The sequence below is a fragment of the Amantichitinum ursilacus genome, assembly GCF_001294205.1.
GTDB lineage: Bacteria > Pseudomonadota > Gammaproteobacteria > Burkholderiales > Chitinibacteraceae > Amantichitinum > Amantichitinum ursilacus.
In genome coordinates this window covers 241,701-261,330 of sequence record NZ_LAQT01000010.1, presented here as the reverse complement: position 1 = coordinate 261,330, position 19,630 = coordinate 241,701, and the positions used below count along the sequence as shown (strand labels likewise).

Below are 19,630 nucleotides of genomic sequence, written 5' to 3'. Positions count from 1 at the left end.
GTCCCGCTAGCGTTGGGGGCTGGGCGCTTCGGGGCGCTGCAATACGGTGACGGCGATGTTATCCACCTGCTTGCGCATCTGGTACGGCGGGGCCGAACTTTGCACCGCAATCAGCAGCGGGCCGTTGGCGGTATCAATCCAGACGGGCGCGCCGCTGTCGCCTTCCAGCGTGTCGCACTGATGGAACACCGTGTTGTCGGGGCTGAGCGCGGTGATCTTGCAGCCGCGATGCGCGGCGAGCACGTCTTCCAGATCCTCGGGATAACCGGCCTGGCTGACCTTGTATCCCGCGGTTTTTAGCAATTGCTGCAATTGCTGGCGGTTGCCTTTAAATGCGGGCATCGGCGTGGGCGGGGTGCCGTCGACCAGTTCAACTTTGAGCACAGCGATATCGTAAGGGCGCGCGCCGCTATCGATATAAACGCCGTCTTTGCGCCGATCCAGCCCTTGCTGAAAGCGCTGGTTAAACGTCTGAGTCAGCACGCGGTAGTGCGCGGTATAGCGGCCGTTGTCATACGCGGTTTTAAACCACTTGGCGTGGTCGCGATTTTTGCCTGCCATCCAGAAGCAATGCGCCGCGGTCAGCGCCGTGTCCGGTGTGATCAGCGTGGCGGTGCAGTCGTAGCCATTCTGCGTGCGCATGACGCCGATGGCGGCATAGGGGCCGGTAAAGGGCGTATGGATGATGACGCGGTCATCGTGGCCGTAGAACATGATCTTGTTTTGTTGCTCCACGCTGGGTTCGCGCGCGAAGGCAACGCTGGCGCACAAGGCCAGGCACAGAAGAAACAGCCGCTTCATGATGGGCAATAACCGGTAGGTCAAAACAGAAGATAAGACGTGGACGCGTGCGCGGCGCGCATGTTCCGCCTTGCGCAAACAAAAACGGGGACCGAAGTCCCCGTTCTTGTTGATGCTTGAGTCTGTGTGCCCGAAGGCGCAAGACTTAGGCAGCGGAAGCAGCAGAAGCTTTAGCAGCGGAAGCCTTGTGATGCTTCTTGGCTTGGGCTTTCTGAGCAGCAGAAGCAGCGGAAGCCTTCACTTTCTTGGCTTCAGCCTTTTGAGCGGCCGAAGCAGCGGAAGCCTTGTGCTTTTTAGCGGTGGCTTTCTGAGCAGCGGAAGCAGCAGAAGCCTTCACTTTTTTAGCTTGAGCTTTTTGAGCGGTCGAAGCAGCGGAAGCCTTGTGCTTTTTAGCTTGGGCTTTTTGCGCAGCGGAAGCAGCGGAAGCCTTCACTTTCTTGGCTTGAGCTTGTTGAGCGGCCGAAGCAGCGGAAGCCTTGTGCTTTTTAGCGGTGGCTTTCTGAGCAGCGGAAGCAGCAGAAGCCTTCACTTTTTTAGCTTGAGCTTTTTGAGCGGCCGAAGCAGCGGAAGCCTTGTGCTTTTTAGCTTGGGCTTTTTGCGCAGCAGAAGCAGCAGAAGCCTTCACTTTTTTAGCTTGAGCTTGTTGAGCGGCCGAAGCAGCGGAAGCCTTGTGCTTTTTAGCTTGGGCTTTTTGAGCAGCGGAAGCAGCAGAAGCCTTCACTTTCTTGGCTTGAGCCTTTTGTGCAGCCGAAGCAGCGGAAGCCTTCACTTTCTTGGCTTCAGCTTTTTGAGCGGCGGATGCAGCGGAAGCCTTGTGCTTTTTAGCGGTAGCTTTTTGTGCAGCGGAAGCAGCGGAAGCCTTTTCTTTCTTGGCTTGTGCTTTTTGCGCAGCCGAAGCAGTCGAAGCGACTACTTTCTTGGCTTGTGCTTTCTGAGCAGCGGAAGCAGCCGAAGCTTTCTTGTGAGCGTGCTTTTCAACCTTCACCGATTTAACGGTGGAAGCCGGAGCGTCAGCTGCAACGCTGAATGCAGCGGAACCAGCAAACAGGGCAGCAACGAGCGTAGCGACCAACTTGTTCATGAGAATTCTCCAAAAAGACAAATGTGCGGAAGACACGTTTATGTCGTGTTGGAGCGGATTATTGGGAAAACTCTCAAGCTGGTCAGTGCGGGGATGGTTGCGCGTTGTAACCGAATGTACGTGACACCTGTAACAATCAACCGGATTGATCTGGATCAACGAGCAAATCAGCCAGTCGGCGCACCCGACTCCCACACGCCAATGTGCCACCCACGCTCTCTAAATACGGTTGGCGTCTTTCAAACTGGTGGGCCAGTGCAAAGCGATGCGTGCGCCGCCGAGCGGGGAATCCTCAATGCGGATATCGCCGCCATGCCCGCGCATCACCATCGCCACGATCGCCAGGCCCAGCCCATAGCCACCAGTGCTGCGATTGCGACTGCCCTCCAGCCGCTCAAACGGTTGCAACAGGCGCTCGCGTTCGGATTCCGGAATGCCAGGGCCGTTGTCGTCGACGTTAAGCGTGGCCACGCCGTCGTGCCAACCCAGGCTGACTTCAATACGGCCGCCACCATATCGTTTGGCATTGCTGATGGTGTTGGACAGCACGCGCGACAAGTAATAGCTATCGGCTTCCATCAAGGGCGCGCGCAGACCGGTGGCGTTCTCCAGCGGAATTGCCACGCCGCCCACCGCCAGCTCGCCCAGTTGCCGCTCCAGCCACGGCTGCATTTCCATCGGTTGTAATTCGAGTTTGAATTGCGAGCGTTCCAGCTTGCGCAACGTCAGCCATTCCTCCACCAACTGGTCGATGGCTTCCAGATCGCGCTCCATGCCTGCGGTTTGCGCCTCGGCCGGTGCGCCGGCCTTCAACGCTTCCAGGCGATAACGCATGCGCGCCAGCGGCGTGCGCAAATCGTGCGAGATGGCGTCGATCATCTGCTGGCGACTGGCCGTCAGTTCTTCCACATCGTGCGCCATACGATTAAAGGTGGAGCCCAGCGGTGATAGCGCCGAGTTTTCCGAGAGCACCGCGCGCACGGCAAAGTCGCCATTGCCCATCTTGCGGCTTTGCCGGATCAGCGCCAGCAGATCGCGCCAGAACGGCCGCATCCACAGCCAGGTGGGAATGCCCAGCGCTGCACACATCAACACCAGGCCCACAATATCGGGCCACGAAATATTATCCAGCCGGTTTAGATACGGCACCGGCCCCAGCACCACCATCAAGTTGGTCTCGGGAATGCGATGCAGATAGATGTCTTCGTCTTCAACCAGAATGATGTCGCCGTCGGCCAGCGCGGTGCGGTTGCCTGGGCTGAGGGTATAGGCGTCCAGCTGTTCGATTTCGACGGGCACCGGCAGCTTGCCGCGCAGGCGGCTGATTTCGCTATGCCAGATTGACTGCGGCAAATCGCCTAGTTCTTCTTCCACGATGCTGATCGTGGTCTGGAAAATATCGGTCAGGTAATGCTGGTTGATGCGCTCGATCATGTGCTTGTACAAGCCACCAATAATCAACGCCGACGCCAGAAAACACACCACCACCGTCAGATAGAACCGCAAGAAAAGCTGGCGCATAGGCAACCCGGAAAATTAAGCCCTTGGGGCGACAGCGTAGCGCAATGCTCGCCCAACAAAAAACACCGTCCGGAGGGGCAGACGGTGTTTTGGTGCAACGTGTGCGAGGCGCTTTACTCTTGCCACCAGATATCTGTGGCAAACAGATAACCCTTGTGGCGGATGGTCTTGATCTTGCGCGGCTCGTTCGGGTCGTCCTGCAGCTTTTTGCGCAAACGCGAAATCGCCACATCCACGCTGCGATCCAGGCCGTCATATTCAATGCCGCGCAAGCGCTTGAGCAGATGATCGCGCGACAGGATCTCGCCGGCGTGGCTGGCCAGTTCCCACAGCAAATCAAAGTCGCCAGTGGATAAATGCAGCGGCTCGTTGCGGTAGGTGGCGGTGCGGTTGCGCGAATCAATCACCAGATGGCCAAAGTTGGTGGTGGTGCGCTGGTCTTTGGCGGCGCTGGCCGTGGGCGTCACCGTGCCACTGGACTGGCGCAGATGCGCCTTGATGCGCGCCATCAGCACCGCAGGGGGCGTGGTCTTGACCACGTAATCGGTGGCGCCGATTTCCAGCGCCATAATCTGGTTCATGTCGCTGTTGAGCGAAGTCAGGATGATGATCGGGCCGGTGTAGAACTCGCGTAGCTCCCGGCACAGCGTCATGCCGTCCTTGCCCGGCAGCATTACATCCAGCAACACCAGCGTGGGCGGGTTGTTGCGCACATGTTCGACCACGTGGTGACCATCAGGCAGATGGTCGACTTCAAATTCAAAACTCTTCAGAAAACCGCCGATCAGATCGGCCAGTTCCAGGTCGTCCTCAACGAAAAGAATACGTTGGGCCATAAGAGACTCCAGAAAGCACAGCTGTTGGTATCAGTGCCCGGATAAGCCGGGTCTGCGGGACTACGCCGTCACGGCCTGGCGCGCGGCTGCGGCCAGCGCGGCGAGGTCATGCGGTCTTTCTTTAAAGTCATAACGATGCAACTGGCCTTGTCGGCGGACATCGCAACCGTAAAAATCGAGCCCTACCCATTCAGCGCCGTCCAGCGCGGGCAAGTCGTGCAGCAAGTGCACCTCGTCTTGCAGCGCCAGTTGCGGCGCGGCCTGCCATTGCGTTTGATCACCGACGCCCATGCGGCCGAAGCCGGCGATATAGCGCACGGCGGTCAGTTGCAATTGCCACCAGGCAAAGTCCCCCAGTTGCAGGTATTGCGCGGATTCTGGCTGATAACGCAACAAACGCGCTTCTAACAAGGGCGACGGCGTAGCCGGTTGTGCTGTGCCGACCAGCGTAACGCGCGCGGGCGCGGCGCTGGTATTGGCGTCTTCCACGATCAACAGGCTGGCGTGGGCATCGGTGCGCAGATTGCGCGTGTGCTCGGCCAGGCCACTGATGCAGAACCAGGGCTGGCCCGCCTCATCGCTGCTGAACATCAGCCACGATGCGTATGGCGTGCGGGGCCAGGCCAGCGATTGCGTGGCCAGTGCGCCGTTGCGCGCGTGGCGCAGCAGCTGGAGCGCGGGTGTAACCCATTCAGACGAAGGCGTGTTTTGCATAAGGCGCTTACATGACAAGCAGAGCTTGATTTGGGAAGATGGGCCGCAATACCTTACCCGAGAGCGATTGGATCTAAGCGGCCCGCCAGTTATGCCATCTGACTGCAATGATTGTAGTGGCATACGCTATCAGCCGCCTGATTGTTATCGACCGAACTAAAGATCGACAGGAGCCCGCCTTATGGCCGTACGTACAGTCATCAAAATGGGAACGCCCAGCTTGCTGGAGCGTTCGGAGCCGGTAGACAGGTTTAATACGCCTGAGTTGCATGCGCTGATCGCCGATCTGTTCGACACCATGCACGCGTACAGCGGCGTGGGCATTGCCGCGCCGCAGATTGGCGTCAATTTGCAGGTGGTGATCTTTGGTTTTGACGCCAGCGACCGTTACCCGGACGCCGCGCCAGTGCCGCGCACGATATTGATCAACCCGGTGATTACGCCGCTGGATGACGTGCAGGAGGACGGTTGGGAAGGGTGCTTGTCGGTACCTGGGCTGCGCGGTGAAGTGCCGCGCTATACCAGGATCCGCTATCAGGGCTTTGATCCGGAAGGCAATGTCATCGATCGCATCGCTGAGGGCTTTCATGCGCGTGTGGTGCAACATGAATGCGACCATCTGTGGGGCGTGCTCTACCCGCAGCGCATCAAGGACATGACCCGCTTTGGTTATGTGGACGTGCTGTTTCCGGGCCGCGAAGACAAAGACGATTGAGCGTTGATCCCCGTTATGGCGGGGCATTGCCGAACACTGGACGAAAAAAAGCCTGCATCGTGGTGATGCAGGCTTTTTCTATTAATCCGGGATCAGTCGCAATTATTCGACGATCAGAACCAGATCAGAAACCGATTCGACGCTTTGCTTGCCCGGACCCCAGCAAACTTTAGCCTTGCTGCCCTTTTGATAAACCACCAGGCCGTCAACTGCTTCTTCGCGGCCAATGCCGGCGGGGCGGTTAACGCGGTCGTTACGGGCAAATTGTTGTTCAGTCTTACCGAAGAAAGGGATGCTGATTGCCATGATTTGATACTCCAATGAGTTCGTGAATGTTTTCGTCTTTGAGTGATGCCAGTATACCGCATACGTACCATTACTACGTAGTATTTTTACGTGTAACGATGAGCGGCAACTACGAAAACGAACGGTATGGATTGGGCAGAATGGCCCTGCAAGCCGCATTAATTGGCGGTAAATCGCGTAGTAATGGACAATGACAACTACATATTGCGTAGTAAATTTGCAATATAAAATGTAGTTTTCAGCCAGAATCGCAAAACTACAGTGCAATGCGCTGGCGCCAGCACCCCATCGCAGGCGCAAAAAAACCGCAGCGGATGGCTGCGGTTTCGATGTGGCGCTGATCAGGCAGTGATCAGATAGCGCGGATGGCGCTGGCCTGCAGACCCTTGGGGCCTTGCTTGACTTCAAATTCAACGCGCTGTTGTTCTTTCAGCGTTTTGAAACCTTGACCGGTGATTTCGGAGAAGTGCGCGAACAGATCAGCGCCGCCGTTATCGGGGGTGATAAAGCCGAAGCCCTTGGTGTCGTTGAACCACTTGACGGTGCCGGTAGTAGTAGACATTGCTACATTCCTTTAAAACAAAAACTAAAAACGATAGAGATAATCCGGGCGGCCGCATTGAAAGCGGAAATGCCCGTTTGCTGCTGCATAAGACGACCAGGAAAAGTACCGGAAACCAACGAGATACCACGCCAGGCGCGGTCAGGGGAAAACCGAGGACATACTGAATCGAAACTGCGGTTTGCGACGATACACAGGTTTGTCTGCAGTGTCGATGACCGGCGGGTATCCGGATATGCGGCGGCGGGGGCGGAATGGCGCAGGCATTGTTGGCCGCAAACGGCTATATATAAGCCCGCAACGTCGCGCAACATGTAGGCAAGTGATTGTATCCTACGTAATTATTTTGTTTTCAAAGCAGGGTGGGCCTGGGCATCCTCTCTTGAAACCAAGATGGGCGGATTACGCCTATAAAAAAGATCACATTCCTGGGAATCATTATGAATACAGCATCAGCGCACCGCATCGTTATCGTGGGGGGCGGCGCGGGCGGTCTGGAACTGGCGACGCGCCTTGGTCATACGCTAGGACGTAGCGGCAAAGCGCGTGTCACGCTGGTTGACGGCTCTCCGACGCATATCTGGAAGCCGCTTCTGCATGAAGTGGCCACCGGCGCTTTGAACACCGGCGAAGACGAAGTCAACTACTTTGCGCATGCCCACCAGCATGGTTACGAATTCGAGTACGGCTATATGAAAGCGCTCGATCGTGACGCCAAAACCCTCCAGATTGATGACGTGATCGACCAGGACGGCACTGTTTTACGTAGTGCCCGCACTTTGGGCTACGACACTTTGGTGCTGGCGGTGGGTGCGGTTGCCAATGATTTCGGCACACCGGGCGTGCAGGAATACTGTATGCAACTGAATACGCGCGACGACGCAGACCGCCTGCGCCGCGCCATTCTGTCGCAATCATTTATGGCCAGCGCCGACGACCAACCGCGCCGCGAGCTGCGCATCGGCATCATTGGCGCAGGCGCAACCGGCGTCGAGCTGGCTGCTGAAATCCATCATGCGATCACCGAAATCCATAATTACGGTTCGCATATGTCGCCGGACCAATTGCGCATCAGCATCGTCGAAGCCGCACCGCGCATTCTGGCGGGTGCGCCGCAAGCATTGTCCGATTACGCGACCGAAGCACTGCAACGCCGCAATATCGCCGTGCTGGTCAACAGCAAAGTGGCTGCCATCCACCCCAAACACATCGAATTGTCGGATGGCCAACAAGTGCCCGCCGATATCCTGGTGTGGGCCGCAGGCGTTAAGGCCGCGCCGTGGTTATCACAACTGGGCTTGCTGACCAACCGTAACGGTCAGATTGAAGTGACGTCCGTACTGCAAACCGTCAGCGATAAACACATTTTTGCGATTGGCGACTGCGCCTTTGCCCGCGACGGCGAAGGCGGCCCGCCGCTGCTGGCCACCGCGCAAGTGGCGCACCAGCAAGCGCGCTGGCTGGCCAATATGCTGGAAAACTACTTCGCTGGCCGCGAAGTGCAGCCGTTCCGCTTCAAGCCGCAAGGCATCATGGTGTCGCTGGGCAAACACACTGCAGTCGGCAGCCTGGCCGCCGTGGTCGGCCCCAAGCGCGACTATTACGTGGAAGGCCGCGGCGCCAAGCTGATCTACGCCTCGCTCTACCGCATGCACCAGGCCGCGGTCCACGGCTGGCCCATGGCCATGCTGCTGTATCTTGGCGACAAACTGCGCCGCATCGCGCAACCCGCGTTGAAGTTGCATTAAGCGATCGGTAAAAGGCAGGGCGCGTTATCCAGACGGAAACGCGCCCGAATTTTTGGGTGCGGTAGGCGTGGTGATGGCTTTGGGTGGTGGGTCTTGACCCGCCCTATGCAACAGCGCAGCGCATTGCTGATACCGGAAAGAATGTGGCCGCCAGCAAACAGTGGTTAATCCAACTGCAGCGTCGGGCATCCCACGGGGACTTCCTTCGGTCGTTCCACGGGGACTTCCTTCGGTCGTTCCACAGGGACGTCCTTCGGTCGTCCCACAGGGACTTCCTTCGGTCGTAGCGAGCGGGGTGAGACTGGATTGCGCGGGCGCGCAGGAAGTGAAGTGGGCTCAATGCCCATGAGTATTTCGAGGGGGATGGCATCCGCCACCGCCGCGATTCAATATCGCGATGTGCAGTAACCACCGGTGCAAAAAAAAACGCCGGCCTGGCAGGTCGGCGCGTAAACAGAGGATGGAAACGAAACCGCGCGGCAAAGTGCCGCGCAACCTGCATCCTCGGCGACGGCCTACCGCCCGTCATTAACACGATCCAAGTATTGACAGCGACCGCGCAACGCGTATAGCGCGCGGGCGTGGTTTTTATGTGTAGGTTTTCCGGCTGATCGGCAGGCCACGGCTGGCCCGGGTTCGTCGTTTACAGCTAGTATTCAGCGTTTTGGGTAAAGGACTCTGGCATGGCGCAGGTGGGCGTAGTAATGGGCAGCAACAGTGATTGGGAAGTCATGCGGCACGCTGCTGACCAACTGGCTGCGTTCGGGATCGAGTTTGAAGCGCGCGTCGTCTCGGCGCATCGCACGCCCGATCTGATGTTCGAATACGCCGAAAGCGCGCGCGAACGCGGCATCCAGGTCATCATCGCCGGCGCCGGTGGCGCTGCGCATCTGCCCGGTATGATCGCCGCCAAAACCACGGTGCCCGTGCTGGGCGTGCCGGTGCCGTCGCGCTATCTGCGCGGCGAAGACTCGTTGTTGTCGATTGTGCAGATGCCCAAAGGCGTGCCGGTGGCCACGTTTGCGATCGGCGAAGCGGGCGCCGCTAACGCCGCGCTGTTTGCCATTGCCATGCTGGCCAACAACCAGCCCACACTGGCCGACGCACTGGCGGCATTCCGCCAGAAGCAGACGCAAACCGTGCTGGATATGGCCCTGCCGCTGGAATGATTCCGGACGAGTTAACCCGCTGGCAACGCGTGATTGACGGCGGGTGGTGGCGTTGCGTGCTGTGGAACGGGGTGGTGTGCTGGGGCGTGCCGCTGACGGTCTTGTTGTCTGCAGTGCGCACGCTAACTGGTATTAGTGGAAGTATTATTTCAGAGCTATTACGCACGTTTCCCTTTGGTTTGGCGGCCGGTTTCGTCTACGGACTGGCCTTATGGGGCTACGCGCAGTTGCAGATTGTTAAAGCTAGACACAAAAAGGACTGATTTTGATGGTCAACAAGCCGATTTTGCCACCCGCCATGCTGGGTATTCTGGGGGGCGGGCAACTTGGCCGCATGTTTACGGTCGCCGCCAAGACGATGGGTTACCAGGTGACCGTGCTCGATCCCGATCCCAACGCACCCGCGGCGGACTTCGCCGACGTGCATCTGGCGCAACCGTACACCGATGCCCACGCGCTGGCTACGCTAGCGCAAACCTGTGCGGCCATCACCACGGAATTCGAAAACGTCAATGCCGACAGCATGCGCTGGCTGGCGCAACAAGGCATTCCGGTCAGCCCGTCGGGCGAGTGCGTGGCCATTGCGCAAGACCGCATCGCCGAAAAGACCTTTATCCGCAATAGCGGCCTGGATACCGCACCGTTTCTGGCCATCCGCAATTCGGGTGATCTGGATGTCGATTTAAGCCCATATCTGCCTGGCATTCTTAAAACAGCGCGTCTGGGTTACGACGGCAAAGGCCAGGTGCGCGTGCAAACGCTGGAAGAAGCCCGTCTGGCGCTGTCCAACATGAAGCATCAGGCTTGCGTGCTGGAGAAAATGCTGCCGCTGGTGGCGGAAGTCTCGGCCATCGTCACGCGCACCCGCGCGGGCGAAGCCACGTGTTTTCCGGTGGCGGAAAACCAGCACAAGAACGGCATTCTGGATGTCTCGATCGTGCCCGCGCGCATCAGCCCCGAACTGCTGGACCAGGCGCGCAGCATGGCGCTGCAGCTGGCCGAAAAGCTCGATTACATCGGCGTGCTGGCGGTGGAATTCTTTGTGCTGGAAGGCGACCGCCTGGTCATCAACGAAATGGCGCCGCGCCCGCATAACTCCGGCCACTACACGCTGGACGCCACGCTGACCAGCCAGTTTGAACAGCAAGTGCGCGCCATGTGCGGCCTGTACCCGGGCAAGACGGATCTGCTGCGGCCCACCGTGATGGTGAACCTGCTGGGCGATACCTGGGGCGAAAACAACGCCGCGCCGCATTGGGAAGTGCTGATGACGGCGCCCAACACCAAGCTGCATCTGTACGGCAAAAAGGAAGCACGCATCGGCCGCAAGATGGGTCACTTCAACGTGCTGGCCGACACGGTGGACGCCGCACTTGAGCAAGCCGAAGCCATCAAAGACACGCTCTAACGCCTGTGGCTGGCTGCACACCCGCAGCCAGCCCTGCATGCATCAGGCATAATTACCCCTCTTTTTGCCCCCTCTCGGAGAACGGCGCCATGTCTGCTGGCCTGACCACCACCAACCTCACCAGTCTGAAAAAAATCTACTCGGGCAAGGTGCGCGATCTGTACGAAATCGATGGCCAGCGCATGCTGATGATTGCCACCGACCGCCTCTCGGCGTTCGACGTCATCCTGGCCGAGCCGATTCCCGAAAAAGGCAAGATCCTGACCGCGATTTCCAATTTCTGGTTTGAGAAACTGCGCGATCTGGTGCCCAGCCACTTTACCGGCGAGCAACCGGAAGACGTGGTCGACCCGATCGACCTGCCGCAAGTGGAAGGCCGCGCCGTGGTGGTTAAACGCCTGCAAGCCGTGCCGGTGGAAGCCGTGGTGCGCGGCTATATCGTTGGCGGTGGTTGGAAAGACTATCAGGCCACCGGCATTGTCAGCGGCATCAAATTGCCCGCAGGCCTGGTCGAAGCCGACAAACTGCCCGAACCGATCTTTACGCCGTCGACCAAAGCCGCCGTGGGCGACCACGACGAGCCGATCTCGTTTGAACAATGCGCCGAGCTGATCGGCGCAGAACTGGCCGCCAAGGTGCGCGATACCGCCATCAAGCTGTACAAGGCGGCATCGGAATACGCGGCCACGCGCGGCATTATCATCGCCGACACCAAGTTTGAATTCGGTCTGGATGAAGACGGCACGCTGTGCCTGATGGACGAAGCGCTAACGCCCGACTCCAGCCGCTTCTGGCCCGCCGACCAATACCAACCCGGCAAAAACCCGCCCAGCTACGACAAGCAGTTCGTGCGCGACTGGCTGGAAACCACCGGCTGGAACAAAACGCCACCCGCCCCGGCCTTGCCCGAAGACGTCGCGCTGCGCACCGCCGCCAAATACCGCGAAGCGCTGGACAAGCTGACCGCATAAATCAGCGCCAGCGGCGCGAGCGCGTTGATCCGGCTGCCCGGCAGCGCGACTAGCAGCATCCTTGCCAGCCAAAATGTGCGTTGCCCTTCGGGTAACGCACCCTACGCATCATTTTTGCGCACGCCAGCAGAACCGGCCGCTTGCGCGCATCCTCTGCACTCTTCTCTGGGGCTTTGAGTGGTGGGTCCAGACCCACCCTATGCAACCCCGTCCCCCCAGCGAAGCGCATCGCCCCAGGGCGAAGCCGCAGCCGAGCCCTCCGCCTCGCAACAGCGCAGCGCATTGCGTACCCGCAAAGACGCATCGGGTCGATTATGGCGCAGGCAGTTTGCAGACCGCCGGAGCGCAGGAAGCGTAAACGTACGTGTTTGTACGTGCGCATTCCGAGCACCGCCGGGCTGCAAAATGCCTCGCCAGAATCGACCAACAGCTAAAAAAAAACCCGCCTTGCGGCGGGTGAAGGTACGACTCTGCTCTTTGGGGATAAACCCACCTGCATATATTTACTAACCAGCTAACACGCGTCGCATACCACAGCGGACCCCGGCAACCGAATTTGCCGCAATCCGCCGCGCTACGACTTACTCCACGCGCTCGCCATGCAGGGTTACATCCAGACCCTCGCGTTCTTCTTCTTCCGTTACGCGCAGGCCCATCACAACATCAATAATCTTCAGCAGGACGAAGGTCAGCACGCCGCTGTAGATCAGGGTGCACAGCACGCCCTTGATCTGCAGAACCACGTTGCCATCCACACCGCCAATGTCTTTGACCGCAAACACACCCGTCAGTACGGCACCCAGGATACCGCCCACGCCGTGCACACCGAATGCATCCAGCGAGTCATCGTAGCCCAGTTTGTGTTTCAGCCACGTTGCCGACCAGAAACAAACGACACCCGCCAGCAAACCGATGATCAACGCACCGCCCACGCCCACAAAACCAGCGGCGGGGGTGATGGCGACCAGACCCGCAACGGCGCCAGAGATGATGCCCAGTACCGAAGGCTTGCCCTTGGCGATCCACTCGGCAAACATCCATGCCAGTGCGGCCATGGCGGTTGCAACTTGCGTGGTCATCATGGCAAAGCCGGCGCGGCCATCAGCAGCCAGTGCGGAGCCGGCGTTAAAGCCGAACCAACCCACCCACAGCATCGAAGCACCGATCAGCGACAGCACCAGATTGTGCGGTGCCATGGCTTCCTTGCCATAGCCGACGCGCTTGCCCAGTACCAAAGCACAAACCAGGCCAGCTACACCGGCGTTGATGTGTACGACCGTACCACCAGCAAAATCAAGGATGCCAGCGGTGGCCAGCCAACCCGTCGGTTCCCACACCATGTGCGCAATCGGTGCATACACGATGATCGACCACACGCCCATGAACACCAACATGGCAGAGAACTTCATGCGATCAGCAAACGCACCGCAGATCAGCGCCGGGGTGATGATGGCAAAGGTCATCTGATAGACCATGTACACCGATTCCGGGATGGACTGCGCCAGGTGGCTGACGGTCAGCGTGGTGGCCGACGCGCCCTTCACATAGGCCATGCCAGACAACATGACGCGGGAGAAGCCGCCGATAAAGCTATTGCCCGGTGTAAACGCCAGCGAATAACCAATCACGACCCAGATCACGGTGATCAGCGCGGTGATGGCAAAGCTTTGCATCACGGTGGCCAGCACGTTCTTTTTGCGCACCATGCCGGCGTAAAACAGCGCCAGGCCCGGGATGGTCATGAACAGCACCAGCGCGGTGGAGGTCAGCATCCATGCAGTGTCGCCACCGCTGATCTTGGACGAATCAACCGAGAACGGTGCAGTCGGCGCCGGTGCGGCAGCAGGCGCCGCAGCGGCTGCAGAGGCATCGGAAGCAACAACGGCAGCCGCAGGCGCCGGTGCAGCGGCGGATGCGTCGGACGCAACCGCGGCCGCAGCATCAGACGCAGCAGGCGCTGAAGCGTCGTCGGCGAAGCCTGGGGCGGCCACAAACATGGCGCCCAGCAACGCGACCATTGCAAATAGTTTTTTCATCGGGGCATCTCCTTCCCTTATTTTTGCTTAAATCGCAGATTCGCCGGTTTCGCCAGTGCGGATACGCACCACGGATTCCAGTTCAAATACAAAAATCTTGCCGTCGCCAATCTTGCCGGTGTTTGCCGCTTTCTCGATGGCCTCGACGGTTTGATCCAGCAAATCGTCAGCAATAGCCACTTCGAGCTTTACCTTGGGCAGAAAATCAACCACGTATTCCGCACCACGGTACAACTCGGTATGGCCCTTCTGACGGCCAAAACCCTTTACTTCGGTTACGGTCAACCCGGCAACACCAATTGCTGACAGGGCTTCACGAACCTCATCAAGCTTGAATGGCTTGATGATGGCGGTTACAAATTTCATGGGTTTGCTCCTCATGTCCCGGTAACGACACTGCAACATGAGCAACAAGCATGCCAAGCGCCGCAAAGCCCGGAAAATACCGGCTTGTCGGAGAAAAACCGACACGCCGCACCAGAACCGCGCGCCGCGAACCAACCTGGAAAACGGCGCGGCACAGTTTCGGTGCGGACGGCTCTGTCAGAAACATAGTGCACATCGCGTCAGCCCGCCATCAGCCCGGGCGGGTCTGCTACACTGCAAAAAATCCAGCAAAAACCCGGAGAAACCATCATGTTGAAAGACAAGTTTTTTGACGACATTGCCAGCCGTATTTCGGATGCCATTGCCAATAGCCCGGCCAAAGACGTAGAGAAGAACGTGCGCGCCATGATGAGCACGGCGTTTAACAAAATGGATCTGGTGACGCGTGAAGAATTCGATATCCAGCAAGAAGTGCTGGCCCGCAGCCGCGAAAAACTGGCTGCGCTGGAAGCCCGTATTCTGGAACTGGAACAACGCGTGACTGGCGGTAACCCGCAAGACAGCCTGTAAGGCTGTTTCTTAAGCACAAATTCGGCGCAGGGCGGGGTGCGCGGTTGATCATCTGGACGGTCAGTCGCGTAATGCCCTGAAGTGGCGCTTCGATAAAAAAGGCGATGCCGTGATGGCATCGCCTTTTTTGCGCGGGGTTGGCACGCTGCAGCCCGTGGATGTGACCCGCAATCCTTGGCGTTCTGATTGCTGGCTTTGGTGGGTGGGTCATGACCCACCCTATGCATCGCAGCTCACGCTGGAAAAATTTGATGGCATAGGGTGGGTCTAGACCCACCATCCAAAGCCATGGACGAGGCCCACTGCCGTCGGCGTTCTGATCATTGGCTTTGGTGGGTGGGTCATGACCCACCCTATGCATCGCAGCTCACGCTGGAAAAATTGGTGGCATAGGGTGGGTCTAGACCCACCGTCAAAGCCGCTGAAAGATCTGCCATTGCGTGCTTCTTCGACGGCTTTGGAAGGTGGGTCTCGACCCACCCTATGGCGCATCACAACATAAACCGCGCCAGATCCTCGTTGCCCACCAGTGGGCCCAGCTTGGCGCTGACGGCGGCGGCGTCCAGCGTCACTTCGCCGGTTCTGGCCTCGTACGACAAATCTTCCAGCAGCTTTTCCAGCACCGTCGACAAGCGCCGGGCGCCGATATTTTCGGTGCGCTCGTTCACCTGCCACGCAATCTCGGCGATGCGATGGATGGCGTCTTCGCTAAATGTCAGCGTCACGCCCTCGGTTTGCATCAGCGCCTGATATTGCTTGACCAGGCAGGCGTCCGTTTGCGTCAGGATGCGTTTGAAATCATCCACAGACAGCGATTCCAGCTCAACGCGGATCGGAAAGCGGCCTTGCAGTTCGGGGATCAGATCAGACGGTCGGGCTAGATGGAAGGCGCCGGACGCAATAAACAGAATGTGATCGGTGTTGACCATGCCGTACTTGGTGCTGACGCTGGTGCCTTCCACCAGCGGCAGCAAATCGCGCTGCACGCCCTGACGGCTGACTTCCCCGGCGCTGCCTTCGGCGCGGCTGGTCACCTTGTCGATCTCATCGATAAACACAATGCCGTTCTGCTCCACCGAGCGCAGCGCTTCGGCGCGGGCATCTTCTTCGTTCACCAGTTTGGCCGCTTCTTCATCGGTCAGCCGCTTCATCGCTTCGCTGATCTTCAGCTTCTGCTTTTGCGTCTTGCCCGCCATGGCGCCCTTGAACATGTCTTGCAACTGGCTGGTGAAATCTTCCATGCCCGGTGGGCCCATCACGTCCATGGTGGGCGCGGCGGCGGCCACTTCGATTTCGATTTCCTTATCGTTCAGCTCGCCTTCACGCAGCTTTTTACGAAATTTCTGCCGTGTTTCGCGGCCCGCTTCGTCTTGCTGCGGGTTGGGCGCAAACGGGCCCTTGGGGGGCCCGGGCACCAGCACATCCAGGATGCGGTCTTCGGCGGCGTCTTCAGCGCGCACGCGATTACGCTGCATGGCGCGTTCGCGCGCACCTTTAACCGCCACTTCGATCAGATCGCGGATGATGCTGTCGACGTCTTTGCCGACATAACCCACTTCAGTAAATTTGGTGGCTTCCACCTTGATAAACGGCGCATCGGCCAGCCGCGCCAGGCGGCGTGCGATCTCGGTTTTGCCCACGCCGGTGGGCCCGATCATCAGGATGTTCTTGGGGGTAATCTCGTGGCGCAGCGGTTCGGCCACTTGCTGGCGACGCCAGCGATTGCGCAAAGCGATTGCCACGGCCTTCTTGGCGTCGTGCTGGCCCACAATGTGTTTATCCAGCTCGTGGACAATCTCGTGCGGCGTCATGGTGGTCATCAGTATTTCCAGGCAGTTTTGGCTGCAGATGATGCAGCGATAGCCTTCAAGGTTCAGGCTGTGACGGCGATTTTCAAGGTGGGCTGTGGCGTGCGTGGCGCGCGCCAGGCTGGCATGATGGTCAGCCCCTCGCCTGATTGTTGCCGCCGTGTCCGATACCCGCCCCGCTGTTAATCCCACCGTGTTGTTGCTGTGCCTGGCCATTGTTTACGTGGTGTGGGGCTCTACCTATCTGGGCATCCGCATCGGGCTGGAAGGCATTCCGCCGCTGTTGTTGTCGGCCGTGCGCAATCTGAGTGCAGGCGCGATCCTGCTGGCGTGGCTGCGTTGGCGCGGTGCACCCTGGCCCACGCTGCGGCAGTGGCGTAATGGCGTCATCATCGGTTTTATGATGATGAGTGTGGGCAACGGCTTTGTGTGCGTGGCCGAGCAATCCGTGCCGTCCGGCATCGCCGCGCTGGTGGTAGCCAGCGGGCCCATCTTTGCCATTTTGTTTGGCTGGCTGTTTGGCACCCGCCCGCGGGTGATCGAGTGGATTGGCGTTGGCCTGGGTTTCACGGGCGTAGCCTTGCTCAACCTTGATCTGCGCGCTGCGGCCAACCCGGTGGGCGTCATCATCGTGGTGATCGCCGCCGCCAGTTGGTCGTTTGCCACCATCCTGCAACGGCGGCTGGATATGCCAGTCGGCACCTCGGCGGCCGTGCAAATGCTGGGCGGCGGCTTGTGTCTGATTCCGATGGCAGCCTTCCACGGCGAGCACTGGCCTGCGCAGATTCCCACCCAAAGCTGGCTGGCGCTGCTGTATCTGATCGTGTTTGGCTCCATCATTACCTACAGCGCGTTTGTTTACGTCATCACGCACTCACGCCCCGCGCTGGCCACCAGCTATGCCTATGTGAATCCGGTGGTGGCCGTGGGCCTCGGCGCTGTGTTTGCGGGCGAGCAAGTCAGCCTGCCCCTGGTGCTCGGCATGCTGGTCATTCTGGCGGGTGTGGCGCTGATTGTGCTGGGCCAGCGTAAGCCCGCTGGCAACAAGTAAGCGCCCCTGCCGCATGGCGCTTGTTTTCTGACTGCTGTTTCTATCTATACTCCTGTCATAACGAGGGGGCAGCATGTCACAAGAAGATGACTGGTTAATCGACGACGACGAAGCAGCGCCCGATGCGCCTGCGGTTGAGCCCTGGAATGTGCTGATCGTCGACGACGAGCCCGACATCCATCACGTCACCCGGCTGGCGCTGGCCAATATCAATTTTCTGGGCCGCCCGCTCAATCTGCTGTCTTGTTATTCCGGGTCCGAAGCGCTGGATTTTCTGCGCACGCGCGACGATATCGCGCTGGTGCTGCTCGATGTGGTGATGGAAAGCGAAGACGCCGGCCTGCGCGTGGCGCGCGCGATCCGCGAAGACCTGCGCAACCGGCATATCCGCATCATCTTGCGCACTGGGCAACCCGGTGTCGCGCCCGAGCGCCAGGTCATCGAAAGCTACGACATCAACGATTACAAAGCCAAAACCGAGCTGACGCGTGACAAGTTGTTTACCGCGGTGCTCGGCACGCTGCGTTCGTACAACGACATCATGTTGATCGAGCAGCAAAAACGCATGCTCGAAGCCAATCGGCGCGGCTTGCTGAAAGTGATTGATGCGTCGAGCACGATCTTTCAGCAGCAATCGATTGTGCAATTTGCCCAAGGCGTGCTGGAGCAGCTGCAATCGCTGCTGTTCTTTGAGCAAGAAGCATTGTTTGTGGTGGTGCACGGCGGCATGGCGGCGCTGTCGACCGACGACGATGTGCGCGTCATTTACGCCACCGGCGGCTACGAACAATATCGCGGCCAGACGCTCTCCACGGTCGAGCATGACCGCTTTGGCAACAGCATCCGTGCGGCCATCACCACCGAGCAAAGCGTGTTTGCGCCCGATCATTTCATCGGTTTTTTCAAATCGCAGCACGGGCCAGTCAATCTGCTAATCATCGATGGGCCGGTGGCGTTGTCGCACGCGGATCGCGATCTGGTCGAGCTGTTCTGCCGCAATGTCAGCATCGCCTATGAAAATCTGATGCTGTCCGCCGAAATCGAAAACACGCAGCGCGACATTATTTATCAGCTGTCCGAAGTGGTGGAAACGCGCTCGCAAGATACCGGCAACCATATCCGGCGCATGGCGCAGTACGCGGGTTTACTGGCGCTGGAGATGGGGCTGAGCGAGCAGGACGCCGAGATCATCCGCGCTGCCACGCCGTTGCACGATATTGGCAAGGTGGGCATACCGGACGCCATCCTGCACAAACCTGGGCCGCTGGATGCGGAAGAACGCAAGGTGATGGATACGCATTCGGCACTGGGCTACGCCATGCTGCGCGACGCGCGGCCGCGGATCTTGCAGACGGCTGCGATCATTGCGCACCAGCATCATGAACGTTGGGATGGCAGCGGGTATCCGAGCGGGCTGGCGGGCGACAATATCAATATCGCGGCGCGCATTACCGCGCTGGCCGATGTCTACGACGCGCTGACGCAAACCCGCGTGTACAAACAACCCTGGCCGCGCGCGCAAGTGCTGGACACCATCCGCGCTGGCAGCGGCACCCAGTTTGATCCGGCCGTGGTCGACGCCTTCTTCCGGCTGCTGCCGCAATTTGAATCACTGCAAAAAGAGGTTGGGGCATAGGGTGGGTCTAGACCCACCCCTCAAAGTACCTGGACGCGCCAATGTGGCGCGGCATGCAATCGCGCAATTTTCAGCGGCGTAAGACGTACGTGTCTGGAAGGTGGGTGACGCCAATTGCGATGGTTCGGGCACATCTCTTTGGCGGTGGATCCAGACGGGGACGCCGAGTCCCTCCCTATGGGTAACCCATAGCCCGCTGAATAATCAGCCCACCAAAAAACATCACCAGCAGCGCCAGCACAAAATACAGCACCCACGTGATCACCCGGATCCAGTAGCGATCGCGGGTGCGTTGGTATTTGAAAGCGCCAAAGCCGATCAGTATCACGGCCAGGATAAACAGCAGCCGGATGATGGCAAACATGTGGGC

At 59.0% G+C, this 19,630-nt stretch carries 20 protein-coding genes; 9 read left to right on the top strand and 11 right to left on the bottom strand.

The annotated features are described in order from the left end of the window. Nucleotides 1-6: 6 nt before the first annotated feature. From WG78_RS14255 to WG78_RS14235, 5 genes are all read right to left on the bottom strand, one after another. On the bottom strand, nucleotides 7-801 hold the full coding sequence (locus WG78_RS14255; protein WP_053938495.1) for a trypsin-like serine peptidase: 795 nt from the start codon (nucleotides 799-801) through the stop codon (nucleotides 7-9). A gap of 145 nt (nucleotides 802-946) precedes the next feature. Further along, nucleotides 947-1,882, bottom strand: a complete 936-nt coding sequence (locus tag WG78_RS14250) for a hypothetical protein (protein ID WP_053938494.1) — start codon at nucleotides 1,880-1,882, stop codon at nucleotides 947-949. A 219-nt stretch (nucleotides 1,883-2,101) separates the two neighbouring features. Continuing rightward, the gene (locus WG78_RS14245; protein ID WP_053938493.1) at nucleotides 2,102-3,403 is read right to left on the bottom strand and encodes an ATP-binding protein; all 1,302 of its coding nucleotides are present in this window, start codon (nucleotides 3,401-3,403) and stop codon (nucleotides 2,102-2,104) included. Nucleotides 3,404-3,516: 113 nt separating this feature from the next. Continuing rightward, a complete protein-coding gene (gene rstA, locus WG78_RS14240; RefSeq protein ID WP_053938492.1) occupies nucleotides 3,517-4,239 on the bottom strand; it encodes a two-component system response regulator RstA in 723 nt (240 codons plus the stop codon). Between the two features lie 60 nt (nucleotides 4,240-4,299). Continuing rightward, entirely contained in the window at nucleotides 4,300-4,953 is a 654-nt protein-coding gene (locus WG78_RS14235; protein WP_053938491.1) for a HugZ family pyridoxamine 5'-phosphate oxidase, read from the bottom strand. A 181-nt stretch (nucleotides 4,954-5,134) separates the two neighbouring features. Here WG78_RS14235 and def point away from each other — a divergent pair, with 181 nt between their 5' ends. Next, entirely contained in the window at nucleotides 5,135-5,668 is a 534-nt protein-coding gene (gene def, locus WG78_RS14230; RefSeq protein ID WP_053938490.1) for a peptide deformylase, read from the top strand. Nucleotides 5,669-5,770: 102 nt separating this feature from the next. Here def and WG78_RS14225 read toward each other — a convergent pair whose 3' ends face one another. Continuing rightward, nucleotides 5,771-5,974 (bottom strand): hypothetical protein, encoded by a 204-nt coding sequence (locus tag WG78_RS14225; protein ID WP_152969209.1) that lies wholly within the window; start codon nucleotides 5,972-5,974, stop codon nucleotides 5,771-5,773. A 352-nt stretch (nucleotides 5,975-6,326) separates the two neighbouring features. After that, nucleotides 6,327-6,536, bottom strand: a complete 210-nt coding sequence (gene cspE / locus WG78_RS14220) for a transcription antiterminator/RNA stability regulator CspE (RefSeq protein ID WP_053938488.1) — start codon at nucleotides 6,534-6,536, stop codon at nucleotides 6,327-6,329. 440 nt (nucleotides 6,537-6,976) lie between these two features. On the opposite strand from cspE, the gene WG78_RS14215 reads away from it, so the two are divergent. The 5 genes from WG78_RS14215 (at nucleotide 6,977) to WG78_RS14195 (ending at nucleotide 11,832) form a co-directional block, all read left to right on the top strand. Further along, nucleotides 6,977-8,284 carry an NAD(P)/FAD-dependent oxidoreductase gene (locus WG78_RS14215; protein ID WP_083459116.1) on the top strand — a complete coding sequence of 436 codons (1,308 nt, stop codon included), beginning with the start codon at nucleotides 6,977-6,979 and terminating at the stop codon, nucleotides 8,282-8,284. A gap of 683 nt (nucleotides 8,285-8,967) precedes the next feature. Beyond that, the gene (purE, locus tag WG78_RS14210) at nucleotides 8,968-9,453 is read left to right on the top strand and encodes a 5-(carboxyamino)imidazole ribonucleotide mutase (RefSeq protein ID WP_053938486.1); all 486 of its coding nucleotides are present in this window, start codon (nucleotides 8,968-8,970) and stop codon (nucleotides 9,451-9,453) included. Beyond that, entirely contained in the window at nucleotides 9,450-9,716 is a 267-nt protein-coding gene (locus tag WG78_RS14205; protein WP_053938485.1) for a hypothetical protein, read from the top strand. Before purE ends, WG78_RS14205 begins: the two co-directional genes overlap by 4 nt. Before the next feature lie 5 nt (nucleotides 9,717-9,721). Continuing rightward, on the top strand, nucleotides 9,722-10,861 hold the full coding sequence (locus WG78_RS14200; protein WP_053938484.1) for a 5-(carboxyamino)imidazole ribonucleotide synthase: 1,140 nt from the start codon (nucleotides 9,722-9,724) through the stop codon (nucleotides 10,859-10,861). 89 nt (nucleotides 10,862-10,950) lie between these two features. Continuing rightward, on the top strand, nucleotides 10,951-11,832 hold the full coding sequence (locus tag WG78_RS14195; RefSeq protein WP_152969208.1) for a phosphoribosylaminoimidazolesuccinocarboxamide synthase: 882 nt from the start codon (nucleotides 10,951-10,953) through the stop codon (nucleotides 11,830-11,832). A gap of 581 nt (nucleotides 11,833-12,413) precedes the next feature. Here the strand turns inward: WG78_RS14195 and WG78_RS14190 are convergent. Together WG78_RS14190 and glnK are read right to left on the bottom strand one after the other, a co-directional pair. Then, the gene (locus WG78_RS14190; protein WP_053938483.1) at nucleotides 12,414-13,868 is read right to left on the bottom strand and encodes an ammonium transporter; all 1,455 of its coding nucleotides are present in this window, start codon (nucleotides 13,866-13,868) and stop codon (nucleotides 12,414-12,416) included. Nucleotides 13,869-13,895: 27 nt separating this feature from the next. Beyond that, nucleotides 13,896-14,234, bottom strand: coding sequence for a P-II family nitrogen regulator (glnK, locus tag WG78_RS14185; protein ID WP_053938482.1), 339 nt, complete (start codon nucleotides 14,232-14,234; stop codon nucleotides 13,896-13,898). A 270-nt stretch (nucleotides 14,235-14,504) separates the two neighbouring features. Between glnK and WG78_RS14180 the strand changes: the two genes are divergently transcribed. Then, nucleotides 14,505-14,765, top strand: coding sequence for an accessory factor UbiK family protein (locus WG78_RS14180; protein WP_053938481.1), 261 nt, complete (start codon nucleotides 14,505-14,507; stop codon nucleotides 14,763-14,765). Between the two features lie 491 nt (nucleotides 14,766-15,256). Here the strand turns inward: WG78_RS14180 and hslU are convergent, their stop codons facing one another. Next, a complete protein-coding gene (gene hslU, locus WG78_RS14175; protein ID WP_053938480.1) occupies nucleotides 15,257-16,585 on the bottom strand; it encodes an ATP-dependent protease ATPase subunit HslU in 1,329 nt (442 codons plus the stop codon). Between the two features lie 148 nt (nucleotides 16,586-16,733). Between hslU and yedA the strand changes: the two genes are divergently transcribed. Both yedA and WG78_RS14165 read left to right on the top strand, forming a co-directional pair. Beyond that, on the top strand, nucleotides 16,734-17,624 hold the full coding sequence (gene yedA, locus WG78_RS14170) for a drug/metabolite exporter YedA (protein ID WP_201782443.1): 891 nt from the start codon (nucleotides 16,734-16,736) through the stop codon (nucleotides 17,622-17,624). Between the two features lie 73 nt (nucleotides 17,625-17,697). Further along, the gene (locus tag WG78_RS14165) at nucleotides 17,698-19,260 is read left to right on the top strand and encodes a response regulator (RefSeq protein WP_053938479.1); all 1,563 of its coding nucleotides are present in this window, start codon (nucleotides 17,698-17,700) and stop codon (nucleotides 19,258-19,260) included. A 175-nt stretch (nucleotides 19,261-19,435) separates the two neighbouring features. On the opposite strand, the gene WG78_RS14160 is transcribed toward WG78_RS14165, so the two are convergent. Continuing rightward, nucleotides 19,436-19,624, bottom strand: coding sequence for a hypothetical protein (locus tag WG78_RS14160; protein WP_053938478.1), 189 nt, complete (start codon nucleotides 19,622-19,624; stop codon nucleotides 19,436-19,438). Nucleotides 19,625-19,630: the final 6 nt, after the last annotated feature.